Annotated in this window: 15 protein-coding genes; 6 read left to right on the top strand and 9 right to left on the bottom strand. The window is 65.7% G+C overall.

What is annotated here, in order from left to right:
• Positions 1-351 precede the first annotated feature (351 nt).
• Positions 352-1,707, top strand: a complete 1,356-nt coding sequence (serS, locus tag P2T60_RS13775) for a serine--tRNA ligase (protein WP_276279826.1) — start codon at positions 352-354, stop codon at positions 1,705-1,707.
• A gap of 30 nt (positions 1,708-1,737) precedes the next feature.
• Here serS and P2T60_RS13780 read toward each other — a convergent pair whose 3' ends face one another.
• Positions 1,738-1,911: a PhlB family protein gene (locus tag P2T60_RS13780; protein WP_276279827.1), complete on the bottom strand. Its 174-nt coding sequence runs from the start codon at positions 1,909-1,911 to the stop codon at positions 1,738-1,740.
• Positions 1,912-2,030: 119 nt separating this feature from the next.
• Here P2T60_RS13780 and P2T60_RS13785 point away from each other — a divergent pair, with 119 nt between their 5' ends.
• Positions 2,031-3,464: an FAD-dependent oxidoreductase gene (locus P2T60_RS13785; protein ID WP_276279828.1), complete on the top strand. Its 1,434-nt coding sequence runs from the start codon at positions 2,031-2,033 to the stop codon at positions 3,462-3,464.
• 8 nt (positions 3,465-3,472) lie between these two features.
• Here the strand turns inward: P2T60_RS13785 and P2T60_RS13790 are convergent, their stop codons facing one another.
• A complete protein-coding gene (locus tag P2T60_RS13790) occupies positions 3,473-3,880 on the bottom strand; it encodes a nuclear transport factor 2 family protein (protein WP_382210280.1) in 408 nt (135 codons plus the stop codon).
• A 43-nt stretch (positions 3,881-3,923) separates the two neighbouring features.
• Here P2T60_RS13790 and P2T60_RS13795 point away from each other — a divergent pair, with 43 nt between their 5' ends.
• Positions 3,924-5,003 carry a DNA primase large subunit PriL gene (locus P2T60_RS13795; protein ID WP_276279829.1) on the top strand — a complete coding sequence of 360 codons (1,080 nt, stop codon included), beginning with the start codon at positions 3,924-3,926 and terminating at the stop codon, positions 5,001-5,003.
• A 484-nt stretch (positions 5,004-5,487) separates the two neighbouring features.
• Here the strand turns inward: P2T60_RS13795 and P2T60_RS13800 are convergent, their stop codons facing one another.
• On the bottom strand, positions 5,488-5,691 hold the full coding sequence (locus tag P2T60_RS13800) for a DUF7472 family protein (protein WP_276279830.1): 204 nt from the start codon (positions 5,689-5,691) through the stop codon (positions 5,488-5,490).
• A gap of 485 nt (positions 5,692-6,176) precedes the next feature.
• Between P2T60_RS13800 and P2T60_RS13805 the strand changes: the two genes are divergently transcribed.
• Positions 6,177-6,863: an SWIM zinc finger family protein gene (locus P2T60_RS13805; protein WP_276279831.1), complete on the top strand. Its 687-nt coding sequence runs from the start codon at positions 6,177-6,179 to the stop codon at positions 6,861-6,863.
• Positions 6,864-7,193: 330 nt separating this feature from the next.
• Here the strand turns inward: P2T60_RS13805 and hjc are convergent, their stop codons facing one another.
• Complete coding sequence (hjc, locus tag P2T60_RS13810) at positions 7,194-7,682, bottom strand: Holliday junction resolvase Hjc (RefSeq protein WP_276279832.1); 489 nt, start codon at positions 7,680-7,682, stop codon at positions 7,194-7,196.
• A gap of 134 nt (positions 7,683-7,816) precedes the next feature.
• Here hjc and P2T60_RS13815 point away from each other — a divergent pair, with 134 nt between their 5' ends.
• On the top strand, positions 7,817-8,647 hold the full coding sequence (locus tag P2T60_RS13815) for a formate/nitrite transporter family protein (RefSeq protein WP_276279833.1): 831 nt from the start codon (positions 7,817-7,819) through the stop codon (positions 8,645-8,647).
• Here the strand turns inward: P2T60_RS13815 and P2T60_RS13820 are convergent, their stop codons facing one another.
• Together P2T60_RS13820 and P2T60_RS13825 are read right to left on the bottom strand one after the other, a co-directional pair.
• A complete protein-coding gene (locus P2T60_RS13820) occupies positions 8,648-9,601 on the bottom strand; it encodes an alpha/beta fold hydrolase (protein WP_276279834.1) in 954 nt (317 codons plus the stop codon).
• Between the two features lie 64 nt (positions 9,602-9,665).
• Positions 9,666-10,760 (bottom strand): hypothetical protein, encoded by a 1,095-nt coding sequence (locus P2T60_RS13825; RefSeq protein WP_276279835.1) that lies wholly within the window; start codon positions 10,758-10,760, stop codon positions 9,666-9,668.
• Positions 10,761-10,869: 109 nt separating this feature from the next.
• Between P2T60_RS13825 and P2T60_RS13830 the strand changes: the two genes are divergently transcribed.
• On the top strand, positions 10,870-11,556 hold the full coding sequence (locus tag P2T60_RS13830; RefSeq protein WP_276279836.1) for a DUF3800 domain-containing protein: 687 nt from the start codon (positions 10,870-10,872) through the stop codon (positions 11,554-11,556).
• 231 nt (positions 11,557-11,787) lie between these two features.
• On the opposite strand, the gene P2T60_RS13835 is transcribed toward P2T60_RS13830, so the two are convergent.
• The 3 genes from P2T60_RS13835 to P2T60_RS13845 all read right to left on the bottom strand — a co-directional run bounded on the left by P2T60_RS13835 (position 11,788) and on the right by P2T60_RS13845 (position 16,186).
• Complete coding sequence (locus P2T60_RS13835) at positions 11,788-13,071, bottom strand: adenosylhomocysteinase (protein WP_276279837.1); 1,284 nt, start codon at positions 13,069-13,071, stop codon at positions 11,788-11,790.
• A gap of 641 nt (positions 13,072-13,712) precedes the next feature.
• The gene (locus tag P2T60_RS13840; protein WP_276279838.1) at positions 13,713-14,708 is read right to left on the bottom strand and encodes a hypothetical protein; all 996 of its coding nucleotides are present in this window, start codon (positions 14,706-14,708) and stop codon (positions 13,713-13,715) included.
• 179 nt (positions 14,709-14,887) lie between these two features.
• Entirely contained in the window at positions 14,888-16,186 is a 1,299-nt protein-coding gene (locus tag P2T60_RS13845) for an amidohydrolase (RefSeq protein ID WP_276279839.1), read from the bottom strand.
• Positions 16,187-16,202 lie beyond the last annotated feature (16 nt).

Genomic DNA, 16,202 nt, shown 5'->3' on the forward strand with positions numbered 1-16,202 from the left:
GTGGCCGGGTGAGTCGGCGGTCGGAACCGCAGGTCGAGAGAACGCTCGCTTCAGGCGTGAACCAGTGAAGACCGCACCGCACAGCACCGCGACTACACCGCGACGGCCTCACGCCTCCCCAACCTCGGCGGCCGCATCCGCGGCCGCCGTCCCTCGCGCGGGTTGGCGCGGCGCACGAGCGCCGCGCCAGCGCGCGCCGGAGAAATCCAAACTAAAACGCCGAATCCCGACTGCCCTAAAACGCCGAATCCCGACTGCCCTAAAACGCCGAATCCCGACTGCCACCCCCTGCCAACCCTTGCCCCACGAACGATACGGTTTTTTGCCGGGAGCAAAATTGAGAGAGTAGGAATGCTAGACCGGAACTACATCCGCGACAATCCGGAGGCGGTCCGCGAGGGACTCCGCAAGCGCGGGGCCGACGTGGACCTCGACGCGGTACTGGAGAAAGACGAGGAGTGGCGCGACCTGAAGGCGCGCGGCGACGACCTGCGCCACGAGCGCAACCAAGTCAGCGACGAAATCGGCGAGTTGAAGCAGGCCGGAAAGCACGACGAGGCCGACGAGGCCATCGAGCGCTCGCAGGAACTCAAGGCCGAAATCGAGGAAGTCGAGGAGCGCGCCGACGAGTTGGAGGACGAACTCGAAGACGCCCTCCTGCGCGTCCCGCAAGTCCCCCACGAGAGCGTCCCCGAGGGCGACGACGAGGACGAGAACGTCGAGACCCGCCGGGAAGGGTTCGAGGACCTGCGCGAGTTGCCCGACGAGGTGACGCCCCACTACGAACTCGGCGAGGAGTTGGACATCATCGACGAGGCCCGCGCGGCCAAGACCACCGGAAGCGGCTACTACTTCCTGAAAGGCGAGGGCTGTCAACTCGAACACGCCCTGATGCAGTTCATGATGGACGTACACCGCGAGCAGGGGTATCAGGACGTGTTCCCGCCAATCCCCATCGACAGCGAGTCGATGACCGGGACGGGCCAGTTGCCGAAGTTCGCGGACGACGCCTACAAACTCGAAGACGAGGACCTCTGGCTCTGTCCCACCGCGGAGGTGCCGGTCACGAACATGTACCGCGACGACATCCTGTTGAAAGACGACCTGCCGCTGAAACATCAGGCCTACACGCCGAACTTCCGGCGCGAGGCGGGCGAACACGGCACCGAGACCCGCGGCATTGTCCGGGTCCACCAGTTCAACAAGGTCGAGATGGTCAACTTCGTGGAACCGGAGGGTAGCTACGACCGACTCCACGAACTGCTCGACGAGGCCGAGGAAGTCCTCCGACGCCTCGACCTGCCCTACCGCGTCCTCGAACTCTGCACCGGGGACCTCGGCTTCAAGGCCGCAAAGCAAATCGACCTCGAAGTCTGGGCACCCGGCGACGACATGGACGACGGTCCCGAAGAGGGCGGCCGATGGCTGGAAGTCTCGACGGCATCGAACTTCGAGGACTTTCAGGCACGGCGCGCAGGTCTGCGCTATCGGCCCGAGCGCCACGAATCGACCGAGTACCTCCACACGCTCAACGCCTCGGGACTGGCCCTGCCGCGCGTGATGGTCGCCGTCCTCGAGTACTACCAGAACGACGACGGCACCGTGACGGTTCCCGAAGCCCTCCGGCCCTACATGGGCGGCAAGGAGGTCATCGAAGGTCACGAACCAGTCGGCGAGAGCGCCCTCGGCGCGGGCGAGAAGGAATAATCCGCGTCACTGTCGGCGGGGCGGATTCGCTCACCCTTCCAGCGAAGTCACGTCGGAGCCGCCGCACTCCGAACACGTCTCGCGGTCGGCGAAGAATCGCTCGCCGCAGTCCCGGCACTCGTGGGTCGCTTCCTCGTCGGCCACGGTCTGGGAGGCTTGCTTGAACTCCTCGACTTTCTGCCCGAGGTCTCTGAAGAGGCCCATCGTCCTAGAGAGGCGAAATGGAGGCATAAGTCTTGATGGCCGAGTGGGGCCGATTGCCGGAACCCATCTTGCGAGAATCGCACAATTCTATTTTAAGTATCGAGCGCGTACACCCTTCCATGGGAGAAACGTTCGTAGTCGTCGGCGGAGACGCGGCGGGGATGAGCGCGGCGAGCAAGGCCAAGCGCGAGGACCCGGACCTCGAGGTAATCGTCTTCGAGAAGGGCGAGTGGGTCTCGTACGGCGCGTGCGGGATGCCCTACTATGTGAAGGGCGACATCGGCGAGTTGGAGGACCTCGTGGCCATCACGCCCGAGCGGTTCCGCGAGGAGCGCGACATCGACCTCCGGACTCACAGCGAGGTGGTCGGAATCGACCGCGAGGCCGATTCCGTGACCGTGGAGAACGACGAGGGGACCTACGAACAGTCGTACGACGACTTGCTCGTGGCGACCGGCGCGCGGGCGATTCGGCCGCCGATAGACGGGATGGACCTCGATGGCGTCTTCACGTTCCACTCGATGGAGAGCGCCCGAGCGGTCCGGGACTCGGTTGCGGGCGAGTCGGGCGAATCGGTCGATTCGCCCGACTCGCCTGATTCGCCCGACTCGCCTGATTCGCTCGACTCGCCTGATTCGCTCGACTCGCCCGAGTCGGTCGGCATCATCGGCGGCGGGTACATCGGTCTGGAGATGGCCGAAGCGTTCGACGCTCGGGGTCTCGACGTGTCGGTGTTCGAGATGCTCCCGCACGTCCTCGACCCCTTCGGCGACGCCATCGCGGAGGAGGTCGAGGACCACCTCCGCGAGCAGGGCGTCTCGCTCCACCTCGACACGATGGTCGAGGCGATTTCCGGCGAGGGCGGCCGGGTCGCGGGCGTCGAAACCGACGCCGGGCACCACGCGGTGGACGCGGTGCTGGTCGCCACCGGAGTCGCGCCGAACGCCGAACTCGCCGAGCGCGCGGGCATCGAAGTCGGCGAGACCGGCGCGATTGCGACCGACGAGTACGGTCGGACCAACGACGAACACGTCTACGCCGCGGGCGACTGCGCCGAGGCCCGAAACGTCGTGACCGACGCGCCCGACTGGGTTCCGCTGGCGCTAACCGCGAACCGGGCCGGGCGAGCAATCGGGGCGACGGTGGCGGGCGACCGGACCGAGACCGGCGGCATCGTCGGCACGGCGGCGGTGAAGGTGTTCGACCTCGAAGTCGCTCGGGCGGGCATCACGGACCCCGAGGTGGCCGAAGAAGCCGGGTTCGACCCGGTGTCGAAGGTTATTACCGCCGAGTCGCGCGCTCACTACTACCCCGGCGGCAAGCCAATCACCGTCGAGATGGTGGGCGACCGGGAGTCGGGTCGGTTGCTCGGCGCGGCGATGGTCGGCGAGGAAGGCGTCGCCAAGCGCATCGACACGGTTGCGACCGCGCTCCACGCCGGGATGACCGTCGAGGAGGTTCAGAACCTCGACCTGTCGTACGCGCCGCCGTTCAGTCCGACGTGGGACCCCGTGCTGACCGCGGCGAAGGTGCTGTCCGGAAAACTGGAGTAAGTCGGGGGTTATCGGGTGTACGTCCGGATTCGGGCGATTCGCCCGTCTTCGATGTCGAAGGCGTCGGCGAACGCGAACAACTCGGTGCCGTCGGCCGCGAGCAGTCGGCCCTCGACCACCGCGGCGTTGGTTTCGCCGTCGGTCGGTCCGAAGACCGTTCGGACCTCGTGAGAGGTGTCTTTCCGCGGCCGGTCGTCGCGCATGAACCCGACCAGCGTCTCGCGGCCTTCGATGGTCCGGTCGGGTCGCTCGTGGACGACGCCGGGCGCGAGCAGGTCGGCGAATCGGTCGTAGTCGCCCGCGTCGATGGCGTCGTAGTAGGCGCGGACGAGGTGAGTCGCGTCGGTCACGTCCGGACCGTGGGCCGTCGGCCGTATCAACCCCATCGGATTCGTCTCGCTCGTCTCGGCTTCCATCGGATTCGTCGCGTTTATCGGGGTCGGCCGACACGGAGCGAGTATGGACCCGCTTCACGCCCGGTATCCGTTTCTCGCGGCGGCCCGCGAGAGCGTCCGCGAGGCCGACATCGGTCTCGCTACCATCGTCACGGGCGACGAGCGCCATCCGGCCGTCGAACGCGGCGTAGAGCGGGTGCGCCGCGCACTCATCGACGGGACCGTCAGGCCCGACCCCGAGGCCGAACAGCGGTGGAACCCGCGGGCGGAACTGCTCTCGTACCCGGTCGCTCGGGTGCTGGTGTCGCTCGTGGACGCGCCCGGTGCGGTCGAAAAGTACGCCAGCGCGGAGGCCGACACCGCCTACGAGCGGTTCACGGACGACTTCCGAAACCCGGACGACGGCCTGAAGTCCACGGCCGACAAGTCGATTTCGCTCGACGCGCTCCTCGCGGAGTTCGACCTCTCGGGCGACGTTCGGGAGACGGCCGACGGCGACGGCTACCGAGTCGCGGTCGGGCGCTACCTCGCGCTGTCGTCGAACCTCGGCGGCGAGTCGTGGACGCTCGCCACCCGGCAACTCGCGGACGGGACGGTCAAAGTCTCGGAGTCGGACCTGTACGACCTGCTCCGGGAGGCGGTCCGGAAGCGAGTCGCCGCGGGCCTGCCGACCCGCGTCCCCGACGAGATTCGGGCGGGACTGACCGACGAGGTGGCCGAACTCGAAGAGACGTTCTCGGAAATCGACATCTCGCGGAACATCCCTGTCCTCGAACCCGACTGCTTCCCGCCGTGCGTCGGGTCGCTGATGGAGCGAGCGCAGGCGGGCGAGAGCCTTCCGGACCACGCGGAGTTCGCGCTAGTCGCGTTCCTGACCAGCGCCAACGCCGACACCGACGAACTGCTGGCGCTCTGCGGCGTGGACAGCGACACCCGAGCGCGGTCGGTCCGCTACCGGGCGAACCGCGTCGGCGACGAGTCGGGCGCGCAGTACGCCCCGCCCTCCTGCGAGACGATGCAGGCCTACGGCGAGTGCCCGGTCGCCGACGACGAGGACCCGACGGTAGACGCCCGGTGTGACGGGATTTCCCACCCGCTGGCCTACTACGAAGAGGCGCTGTCCGATGCCGGAAACGTCGGCTGACGAGGGGATTAGAAACGTTTCGAATTCTTTGAGCAATGTTTTTGTTGCTCTAAGACATATCTATCCACGTCGGCGCGCGCTGGCGCGCCTCCGTGGCGCGCCATCTCGTGCGAGGGATGACTGAGCGACCGGAGGAAGCGACAGAATCGGTTGGGGAGGGTGTGGTTCGCGGTTGCGGTGCGGTTCTGATTGGTTCGAGTCTGAAGCTAGGTCCCTGCCACCTGCTGTCGTTCACAGTCACGGACCGTCGTCCTCAGTGGCGGTGCTGTGCGGTTCTGATTGGTTCAAGCCTGAAGCTAGGTCCCTGTCACCTGCTGTCGTTCACAGTCACGGTCCGTCTCCGTCAAGTCGAACCTGTAACCAGTCCTCGGACATCTTCTGCCGTCCACAGTCACCGTTCGTCGTCCAAAACGAGCCAAACGCCCGAGAAAGAGAGAGACGCCTCTGGGAACCAACGGTCAGACTACCCCCCGAGAACCCGGTTTCAGTACTGCTGTGCCATCCAGTAGCCGACGCCAGCCATCAACAGCACGAAGACGACGATGACGCCCACGGCCGCTATCGCACCCGTCTGCGTGAGACTGCCGTCGCCGTACGTCGCGCCCACCCACATCAGTAGCGCGATGAACACGCCGACAGACACCACGCCGACGAGAATCTCGCGGCGCGTCTCCTGGTCGATTTCCATGCCGGGGCCTTCCGAGGGTACCGGCAAAAGGGCTTCGGAACGACCTTTTCCTGCGGGCGCGGCCCGAGAGCCGCGCCCTTGCAAAAGCTCGACCAAAAACGCGTCGTCACCCTCTCCGGGCCGTGCCGGGGCACGGCCCTCCGAGGGTTCCTCGGTCCGCTCGCTCGTCGCGCCTTCGGCGCTCCTCGCTCGCGTGCAGTCGCTGGCGTGCGAGTCGAAAGTTCGCGGGAAACGGGAGTCGGTCGCCCCGCCGAAACGGGGGTCGGCCGTCCGCGGACGCCGGAATTATCCGCGCACTTCGACGCCGAATTTACCCGTTATCGGGGCATTACCGCCGGGATACGCGGCTCTAGCGTTCCTGATAGGTGCAAGACTTAGGAGCGTCCGGCCCCTACCACTCTGTACGCGGAATCGACCGGGAGAGCGACGATTGGGGGGTGACGCTGGTTCTTCGGCTTTCGGTCGCCGCACGAGGTGGGAAGCCTATGGCAAACACAACAGCTTCCGAACGAACGCGCGCATCGCTCCCGGCCGCAGAGGGCGTGACCGACGCCCGGTCCCGACGCGCTCGCTTCGAGCGCATGGCGGTCACGCCGCTCGGCGGCGGGGTCTACGAAGTCGAGAGCCAGAGCGGAAACGCCTACTCGGTGGACCTCCCCGGCGGGCGGTGTACCTGCCCGGACCACAACTTCCGCGGCGTCCGGTGCAAGCACGTCCGGCGGGTCGCCATGGAGGTCAACGAGGGACTCGTCCCGCCGCCCGGCCAGCGGGCCGTGGCGTGTCGCAACTGCGGCGACGAGATTTTCGTGGACGAGAACGCCGACGGACCGTACTTCTGCAGGGAGTGCGGACTCGACCCCGGCGAGAGCGTCATCGACCGCGAGACGGGCGACCTACTCGTCGTCGTCCGGACGACCGGCCGCCGGGCCGACGAGGTGGAGATTACCGACCGGGACTGTACGGTCGCGGCCTATCCCAACAACGAGAGCTACCGGCCCGACGACGTGGTGGTCGAAGCGATGTACCCCGTCCCGGCGGGACTCGGCACCGACGACCTGAAACCGCACCACCTGCGGCGCTACTCGTTCCCGCGGGGACGACTCGCGCGCAGGGGCGGGGTCCGGAGCCGCGACGACCAGTCGGAACTCGCCGACTTCGAGAGGGCGGCGTAGTTCGAGACGACGTAGCCGACGAGCGAACCAGTAGCGCACGCCGGAGGTGATAGGAAAAGCGGCGGTAGCCCGGCCCTCCGTCGGTCGTGTCCCACAGTAGGCCACCGCCGCGATGGAGTTGCTCGGAATCCCGTCCGAGTGCCGGAACGAATCGTCGGATTGCTGTGCGTCGGTGACGTGGCCGTGAGTGACGCGACAACCGGGTCGTTCCTCGTCCGTGTCACCGACATTGACTAAATAGTCACGGCAGTAAAAGTATCTTTCCATATCAACTAACGACCGCGGAGGAAAGGCAAACCGAACGAGACCAGTCCGACGGGAGATGTCGCCCTACTCGAACATCGCCGCCGCCTCGTCGGGCGACAGGACGCCCTGTTCGACGGCTCGTAGCACGTCCCTGATGTCGTGGTCGTCGTCGCCGTCCCCGTCGTCACCCCTCAGCGAGTCGAGTGGGTCGCCGTCTTCGAGCGCAGTCTCCTTCTTTACGCGGTAGTTGCCGCCGTCGGTCTCGTGAACGTCCGCGGGGTGGAAGAAGTACCAGTCTTCGCGGTCGAACCGCACGCCGATTTTGGGTTTCGCGCCGAAGTTCTGGCCGAAGTAGACGAGGGCCTCGACTTCCTCGCCCGTGAGGTAGATGGGGTCGCCCGAACTCGACTTGGCCTCGATAGCGTAGAAGGCGTCGCCGTCGCCCGCGAGTACGTCCGGAAGCTCGCGCTCGGTCGCGCTTCCGCTGGCGGGCGCGCGCATGACCGCGAACCCGGCCTCGTCAAGTCGGTTGACGAGTTCGCGCTCCCGGCGGTCGCCCTTGGAGTTAGACATACGCTACTCTCTCCGCCTTCGGCGTGTTAAGTCCCTCGCAAGCGCGGCGGAAGTGAAACCGGCGGTCCGACCGGCGGCGCGAGAGTCCTCCCCGGCCGGACTGCTTTTCTACGTTTGTTCCGAGTATCCCTACCGTGGCGAAGGAGGAACTCGACGAGCGCATCGAGACCGAACCTCCGGGGGAAGGTCAGAAGTCCAAACAGGAGATACTCGCTCAGGAGATTCAGGAGGGGTTGGAGGAACTCGAACGCTCGGCCGACGGACTGTTTCTCTCGGGCATCTCGGCCGGTCTCGACATCGGGTTCGGTCCGCTGTTCATGGCGGTGTTACTGACGCTGGTCGGCGGGGCGTGGGGCGAGCCGCTGACGCGAATCGTCGTCGCCAACGCCTACGCAGTCGGGTTCATCTTCGTCATCGGCGGTCGGTCGGAACTGTTCACCGAACACACCACGCGCGCCACCCTCCCGGTTCTCGACGGCCGAGCGAGCGTCGGACAGTTGGCTCGACTCTGGACGCTCGTCTACGCCGGAAACGTCCTCGGCGGCGGCGTCTTCGCCGTCTCGATGGTGTACTTCGCTCCGGCCTACGGCATCGTGGACGCCTCGGCGTTCGGCGAAATCGCCACGAACCTCACGGCTCACGGTCCGTGGCTCCTGTTGGCGGGCGGTGTCGTCGCCGGATGGCTGATGGGCCTGCTCTCGTGGCTTCTCACGGCCGCCAAAGAGAGCATCTCGCGTATCGCGGTCGTGTGGCTAGTCACGACCGGTATCGGTCTCGCACACCTCCCCCACTCCATCGCGGGGAACGTCGAAGTGCTGGCCGGGACGCTGGTCTCGCCGTCCATCACCCTCGCGGAGTACGCGAGCTTTCTCGCACTCGCTACGGTCGGAAACGCCATCGGCGGCACCGTCTTCGTCGCCCTGTTGAAGTACGGTCACGTCGTCCGCGGCGGGGAGGAACCCTGACTACGGCGGTCCGACCTCGCCCGCGAGGAAGTCCACGGCCGCCTCGGTCGCTTCGTCGCCGGGTTCGAGCCACGGCATGTGGCCGTGGTCGTGGAGGGTCACGAAGTCGGCGTTCGCCATCGCGCTGACGACCGGCCGACCAACCGACGGCGGCCAGAAGTAGTCCTCGGTTCCCCAGACGAACCGAGTGGGCGTCTCGATTGCTCGAACCCCCTCGCGCAGGTCGAACTGGGGTCGCGTCCCCCGGACCGACCCGAGTGACTTCATCAGCGACCAGAGACTCTCGCGCTGGCCGGGCAGGTCCTCGCCGACGAGTCCCGGCCGGAGGTAGGCGTCCGGGACCGCCGAGTCGTCTTCGACGTTGATGCGTCGGAACTCCTCGCGGGCATCGGAGACAGTCTCGGACTCGAAGTAGTCGAACAGCCACCGGCCGACCACCGGCAGGTCGAACAGTCGAAAGAAGACCGGAACGTCCTGCGAGAGTCCGGCGGGCGCGCCGATGGCACAGAGCCGGTCCACGCGCTCGGGGTAGTCAATCGTCAGCGCGAGCGACTGGAACCCGCCGAGCGAGTTGCCGAGTACCGCGGTTTCTCCGACGCCGACCGAATCGAGGAAGTCGGTGACGTACTCGACGCCGAACTCCCGGAACCCCGTCTCGCGGTAGTCCACCGCAGTCGAGAGTCCCCGGCCCGGCCGGTCGGGTGCGTAGACGGTGAAGTGGTCGGTCAGCGCGTCGAACATGGGAAGCCAGCAGGTCGCGGTCGCACCGAGACCGTGGAGCGCGAGCAGAGGCGGTCCCTCGCCCGCGGTCAGGTAGTGGACGCGCCCCGCGGGGTCGGGCAGTGTGACGTACTTCGACTCGGCGTCTACTTCGTAGTGGCCGCACGCCGCCGCAAGCGCGTCGAGGTACCGGCGGGCCTCCGCACTCGGTTCGTGGTCGTACTGGAGGGTCACGGGACCACCTACGTAGCCCGGCGGAAAAGCATTAGCGACTGCCGACGGGCACGGTCGGAGCGTCTCAGAGTCGCGGCGAGACCTTCCACTGGCTATCGACGACCAACCCGTCGTCGCCGTCGCGGAGTCGCACGTCCACGGCCTCCCACCCGAAGTCGTGGTCGCCCGCCCCGGACCGGAGTCGCGCGCCGACCCGGTACCAACCGGGTCCGGAGGGTTCGAAGGTCATCTCGGCGTGGTCGCCGTCGCACCGCCGGTCCCACTCGACCGCTCGCGCTCCGGGGAGGGCGTCCTCGGTCGCGTCCACGTCGCCGAGGTAGCCGACGCCGCAGTCGGCCACGACTGCGGCGTACTCCCGGACCTCGTGGGCGTGCCGGTCGTGCCACGCGGCGTACGCGCCGCCGCGCCACTTGTACCGGCCGTTTCGACCGCGGGACGGACTCGCCCCGCTTCCTCGCTTGCCGGGGTCGGGCTTGCGGCTTCCGCCGCTTCCGCTCTTGGACCCGCCACTGCGTCCGCTCCGGCCGCTTCCGCTCTTAGACCCGCCACTGCGTCCGCTCCGGCCGCTTCCGCTCCGTCCGCCGCCGCTTCGACCCCCGCCGCCTCGTCCGGGACTCCGACCCGCCGCCGTCCCGACGGGAACGAGTCCGGCGAGCGAGTCGCCGAGGAGTCCGAGCGCGGACGACGAGGTTTCGGTTCGGGTTGCGGTCGCTGTGGCGTTCGTCGTGGTAGTCGCGGTCGTGGCGGTCGCGGTCGCGTTTTCGGTCGTCGCGGTGGCGTTCGTCGCTGTGGCGTTCGCCGTCGCGTTCGTCGCCGTCTCGCTCCCGGCCGGGGTCGTGGTTCCGGCGAGGTCTGCGCGGGACTCCACGACCGGGTTCGACTCGAAGGTGACGAGCAGTCGCGTCCCGGACGCTTCGACGGCCGCGAACACCGCCGACTCGCGCGGCGGGGCCGTCAAATCGGTCGGCGTCTCGGCCGCGTCGTCGGCGTCGTGGTCTTCGGGAACGTTCTCCGCCGATTCGGAGTCGTCTGCTGGTTCGCTCCGGTCGTCGGGTCGTCTCGTCTGCGGGTCGTCGCTCGAACCCGAGAGGCACCCGGCGAGACCGACGGCCGCGCCGAGTGTCGCTACGCTGGTCTGGAGGACTTGGCGGCGTTGCACGAGGTAGAGGGTCGAATCGAAGTGATAAATGCTTGTTGGGAACGGGGTGCGAGTCAGAAGACGGAATATATATTTGAACTTACCATCTATCCCGAAGTATCGGTCGAGAATGGCGGAAAAGCTCTATATTTTCGTAGACGAGAGTGGACACCACTCACGGGGAGAGCATTACACGGTCGCCAGTTGCTGGTGTCTCTCGAAGAACTCCCCACAGAACGTCCTCAACAACGCACGGAGGGAATTAACACGGTACATCTCGAACACAGACGGGTTTGGCGAGGTCGGAGAACTCAAAGGAACTCAACTGCCGAAAGACAAAATCGGCTCTTTTCTTGAAACGTTCGAACGGTTCATCTACGACGACGGAACAGTCGCCGACCCACCGTATCCGTGGCAAGACTCGAGACCGCTTCGTTGTTCGTACCACGATTGCAATCCGGAGTTGGGAAAGCAGATATTATCGAAGTACATGCCCGAAGTGGACGCTCCGGGAGCACTCCAACGATTGGCTCTCGCTAGAATCTTGAGTCCGCTTACCGACGCGGATACTATCGACTTAGAGACCGTCAGCGAGATACACCTCGTTCCGGACGCACACGTTTGGGAAACTCCAGCAGACGAGGTTTGTGAACTATTGGAGGACAACGACGGCCCGGCTATCGAAATGGAGACGCGAGATAGTAGTCAAACCCCCGGAATCCAAGTTGCTGATTTGATGGCGTATTCGAGGCGAAACTACGTCAAGGATTGCGATTGCGAAGATGCCGCTAACTTCGTATCCGATGTGAGTCTGTAGAACGTCACTCGACGGCGTTGATGGTCTCATACCCCTTCACTGAGGGATCATCGTCCACCGTGCCGTCGAGCAGGCGGCGCTGGAAGTCTCATACCCCTTCACTGAGGGATCATCGTCTTCCTTGCCGCCGTACACATACAGATTGTGTATGTTCCTGCATAAGTGTTTTGTATAGGATTACCCCTGTGGGGCAAACTGCAGGGGTAATACTGGCATAAATAACCTCGGGACCTACGTCCCGTGTTGCCAGCTACCCATGTATTCGGCCTGCTCGTCGGTCAGGTCGTCGTACTCGACGCCCTCGGCGTCGAGTTTGATTTCGGCAATCTCCACGTCGAGTTCGTCGGGCACGTCGTGGACGCCGGCGTCGTAGCTCTCGCCGTTCTCGACCAGTTCGCGGACGCAGGCGGCCTGCACGCCGAAGCTCTGGTCCATGACTTCGACCGGGTGGCCCAGCGCGATGGGCGAAGCGAGGTTGACGAGGCGGCCCTCCGCGAGGACGTTGAGGCGGCGACCGTCTTCCATCTCGTACTCTCGAACGCCGTCGCGGGCCTCTCGCTCGCTGACGGCGAGGTCCGAGAGTTGGTCTAAGTTGACCTCCACGTCGAAGTGGCCCGCGTTGGCGAGCAGAACGCCGTCGTCCATCTTCTCGAAGTGTTCTCTGGTGACGACGTTCTTGTTCCCGGTCGTAGTGAGGAACACGTCGCCGACTTCGGCGGCCTCGGCCATCGGCATCACGTCGTAGCCCTCCATGTGGGCCTCCAGCGCGCGGCGGGGTTCGACTTCGGTCACGATGACGTTGGCGTTCTGGCCCGAGGCCTTCTTTGCGACGCCGCGGCCACAGTCGCCGTAGCCCGCGACGACGACGTTCTTGCCCGCCCACGAGAGGTTCGTGGTCATGGCGATGTTAGCCAGCGAGGACTCGCCCGTGCCGTGGACGTTGTCGAACAGGCGCTTCATCGGCGTGTCGTTCACCGCGAAGACGGGGTAGTCGAGCGCGCCGTCCTCGTCCATCGCTCGGAGACGGTGGACGCCGGTCGTGGTCTCCTCGGCCCCGCCGACGATGGAGTCGATGAGTTCGGGATAGTCCTCGTGGATGGCCGCCACAAGGTCCATGCCGTCGTCCACGGTGATGGTGGGTTCGTGGGAGATGACGGCTTCGATGGCGGCGTAGTACTCGTCGTCGTCCACCTCGCGCTTGGCGTAGGAGGTGATGTTGGGGTGTTCGTCCAAGGCGGCGCTCACGTCGTCGTGGGTCGAGAGCGGGTTACATCCGGTGATGGCGACTTCCGCGCCGCCCTCGGCGAGGGTCTCGACCAGCACGGCGGTCTTGGCTTCGACGTGCATCGCCATCCCGATTCGCTGGCCCGCGAAGGGCTGGTTTTCCTCGAAGTCGGCCTGCATCGCGGTCAGAATCGGCATGTGTTCGCGCGCCCAGTCCATCTTGCGATGGCCCTCGGTGCGAGCGGCGTCTACGTCCTCTACCTGCTCGCTTATCGTCGGATAGTCTGCCATGCGTGACAGAACGGCCACCGCGCCCAAAACGCTACCGAAGGCCGACGCGACGGGCCAGCGGACGGCGAGGGAGACAGTAGGGTGGACTTTTCGGTCCGGTCTCCGTCCGGCGCGTGCGGGCGCGGCCCGCAAGTGGCCGCGCCCATCCGCGCGAGGTCTTCGGGAACGTAGCGACCGAAGTCCTCGAACATCGAAGATTTTCGGGATGTAGCGAATCAGTGATTCAGAACAGCTCGTCGGAACTCGTTTCCGACGGTGGATGACTGAGCGACCGGAGGGAGCGAAGGAGTCGGTCGGGGAGGCGTGAGGCGCTGGCGGTGCTGTGCGGTCGCGGTGCTGTGCGGTCGCGGTCTGATTGGTTCAAGCCTGAAGCTAGCGTCCCGTCACCGTCGTCCTGTCGCCGTCTCGTCCCGTCACCGGCCTCCCGTCGCTGTCGCCGTGTCGTTCTCTTCGTCAGGGTAAGAAAGAAATAGGAATCCTAAAGCAATTAATAAGCATGTTTTGGCTAACTATAGATGACTCTAGCACCTCTATTCATACGTCAAAAATCAGCGAAAGCCTCCACCGAAAAGTGAAGCAGGAAGTTCGGTGGAGAGTGAAAGCAGGAACTCTGTGGAGGAGCGTCAGCGGAGTTGACCGGTTCAGCGACCCTTTCCTTTGCCCTTGCCGTTACCGTTGCCGTTGTTGCCTTTCTCGTCGTTACCCTTCTCGTCGTCTTTGTCGTCGCCGTTACCGGCGTGTTCGGGCGGACCTTGCGAACCGCCTTCGTCGGTGCCGTTCTCGGCGGTGGCGTTACCGGACTTGCCCGCGTCCTCGGGTTTGCCAGCGTGGTCGGGGCGCTTCTCGTCGGCCTTGCCCGGATTGTTCTCCGTCACGAAGTCCGAGATGACCTGTCCGATGGGACCGCTATCGTCGCCCGCGTTCAGCATCTCGTGGACGAACGACGACACGAGGTCGCCGAACGTCTTCTTGTCATCCTCTTCGCCCGCGCCCGCGGTGAGCGTGGCAGTCGCCGTGCCGGTCGCGTTGTCCTTCTCGGCAGTGACCGAGACGGTCACGTTCTGTTCGGGGGCCGGGAGTTCGACCGTGCCGTTGGCGTCGGTGGTGTAGTTGCCAGCGCCCGCGTACGTGGTGTTGTCGTCAGTGACCGCGACGGTGACGGACGCGCCTTCGACCGCCGTGTCGTTCCGGGTCACCGTTACCGTGGCACCGGTGTCGGTCTCCGCGACGGTGACGCCGAGGGGTTCCGGCGACGAGTCGTCCTGCGCGTCGGCGACGAGCGTCGTGGTCGCCGTGCCGGTGGCGTTGTTCTTCTCGACCGTGACCGAGACGGTCACGTTCTGTTCGGGGGCCGGGAGTTCGACCGTGCCGTTGGCATCGGTGGTGTAGTTGCCAGCGCCCGCGTACGTGGCGTTATCGTCGGTGACGCCGACGGTGACGGAGGCGTTCTCGACCGCCGACCCGTTGTGCGTGACCGTGACAGTCGCGCTGTCGTCGTCGGCTTGTCCGACCGTGACCGCGAGCGAGTCGTTCGCGGTCACGTCGCTTGCTGCACTACCTACGCCTGCGGCCGCGACACTCGACAGGACCAGAAGTCCCGCGAGGACGACCGAAAGGGTTCGCTTCTTCGAGGTCATTGCACTCGGTCCTACGGGAAACGAGGGATTAAACCCCATCTGCCGTACATATCGTTTTCGTGGTTCATGCGAGGAGAATGAAACTCTAAGATAGAGTTAAACCGTTTAAAGACAGTTCTAATCGTTCAAACTGGATTTCAACGTCGCGTTTCGTCTCTCGAAAGCGAGAAGACGGCGTGCTACTCCGCGCGCTCGACGGCGGCCGCGGCACGTCGCTCCGCCCGTTCGCGGACCGCCTCGGCGTCCAGCGTCAGCACCTCCCGGTCGCGCATCAGGACCGCGCCGTCACAGAGCGTGTGACGCACGTCCGACCCGCGCGCCGCGTAGACGAGGTGGCTCACGAGGTCGTGGTGGGGCGTCAGGTGAGCCGCGTCGAGGTCCACGACGGCGAGGTCCGCGTTCGCGCCCTCCTCGATGCGACCGCTGTCGAACCCGAGCGCCGACGCACTCCCTTCGGTCGCCATCCGGACGACGCTTTCGGCGGGGACCGCGCTGGCGTCGTTCTCCGCCAGTTTGCCGACCATCGCGGCGTCGCGCATCTCGTCGAACACGTCGAGGTCGTTGTTCGAGGCCGTGCCGTCGGTACCGAGACCCACCGTCACGCCCGCGTCGAGCAGTTTCTGGACCGGGGCCATCCCGCTGGCGAGTTTCATGTTCGACGCCGGACAGTGGACGACGCTCGTGCCGGTCTCGGCCAGCAGGTCGATTTCGGTCGAATCGAGGTGGACGCCGTGGGCCACGAAGTCCGACTCGTCGGTCATGTCCAACTCGCGGGCGTAGTCGAGTGGTCGCTGGCCCTCCTCCTCGACGATGGGGTCCACCTCGTCGGTGGTCTCGTTGGCGTGGTAGTGGAGCGCAATTCCGTCTTCGCGGGCCTCGGGAACGAACTCCCGGAGGTACTCCTCGCCGACGGTCGTGAGGCTGTGGGGCATGAACGCGGTCTTCACTCGGCCGTCCGCCGCGCCGTCGAACTCGCGGGCGACTTCGAGGCTCTGCTCGCAGTCCTCGCGCGCACCCTCCTCGTCTTTCCCGACAGTGACGATGCCGTAGCCGAGACGGGCGCGCAGACCGGCGTCCTCGACGGCCTCCACGACCTCTTCCTCGTGGAAGTACATGTCCGCGAACGCGGTGGTGCCCGACCGAATCATCTCCAGCAGGCCGAGTTCGGTCCCCGCGCGCACGTCCTCGGGCGTGAACTCGGCTTCGACAGGCCAAATGTCCTCCTGCAACCACGCGTCGAGTTCCTTGTCGTCGGCGTAGCCACGCAGGAGCGTCATCGCGGCGTGGGTGTGAGCGTTGACCAGTCCCGGCATCACCAGTCCGTCCTCGGCGTCGAGGGTCTCGTCGCCTTCCGGCACCTCGTCGGGGTCGCCGACCGCGGCGATGTCGCCGGACTCGGAGTCTACCAGTACGTCGGCGCGTTCGACGCTCGCGTCGGGACGGAGGACCTGCCCGCCCGCGATTCGGAGTTTCGTCATGGGGAGACCTTCTCGC

The organism is Halorussus caseinilyticus (genome assembly GCF_029338395.1).
In the GTDB taxonomy this organism is placed as follows: Archaea; Halobacteriota; Halobacteria; order Halobacteriales; family Haladaptataceae; genus Halorussus; species Halorussus caseinilyticus.